The organism is Pseudomonas kielensis (assembly GCF_014236655.1).
GTDB classification, from domain to species: Bacteria; Pseudomonadota; Gammaproteobacteria; order Pseudomonadales; family Pseudomonadaceae; genus Aquipseudomonas; species Aquipseudomonas kielensis.
Genome location: NZ_JACMYG010000094.1, coordinates 1 through 756, shown reverse-complemented (window position 1 = coordinate 756; position 756 = coordinate 1). Strand labels below are relative to the sequence as shown.

1 protein-coding gene is annotated in these 756 nt (G+C 60.1%); it reads left to right on the top strand.

Features of this window, described 5'->3' with window-relative positions; all coding sequences use genetic code 11:
- A partial coding sequence (locus H7995_RS28150; RefSeq protein ID WP_185819330.1) for an ISL3 family transposase occupies positions 1-756 on the top strand: 756 nt, incomplete at both ends.

Here is a 756-nt window from a genome sequence, read left to right as displayed (position 1 = left end):
GGCGCAGATGTTTGGGCTGCATTGGGACACCGTTCGGTTGCTGGAGCGTCGTGCCTTGCAAGCGGCATTGAGCGATCTGCCGAAGGCGCAACCACGGCGTCTGGTGATGGACGAGTTCGCCCTGTTCAAGGGCCATCGTTACGCCAGTGTGGTGCTGGATGCGGATACACGACGAGTGCTGTGGATCGGCGAAGGCCGCAGCCGGGCGGCGGTCAGGCCGTTTTTCGAAGAGCTGGGGCCAGAGGGATGCGCCCGAATCGAAGCGGTGGCAATGGACATGAACACCGCTTTTGACCTGGAGGTTCGTCAGCACTGTCCCAACGCGCGAGTGGTCTACGACCTCTTCCATGTGGTGGCCAAGTATGGCCGAGAGGTGATTGATCGGGTTCGCGTCGACGAAGCCAATCGACTGCGTCATGACAAGCCGGCCCGACAGGTCATCAAGCAGGCGCGTTGGCTGCTCCTGCGCAACCCGCAGAACCTGAAAACACCGGAGCAACAGGTCCGCTTGGAGGATCTGCTGGCGGCCAACCACGCGTTGATGAAGGTCTATTTGATGAAGACTGAACTCAAAACGCTTTGGACGCCGAGCACCGCTTGGGGTTGGCGATCGGCCTGGAAGCAATGGCTGCGCCATGCGCATGAAAGCGAAATACCGGCACTGATCCAGTTCGCCAAACGGCTAAAGAGTTACTGGCGGGGCATCGTCAGCCGGGTTCGCTGGCCGATGCACACCGGTCAGTTGGAAGGAATAAA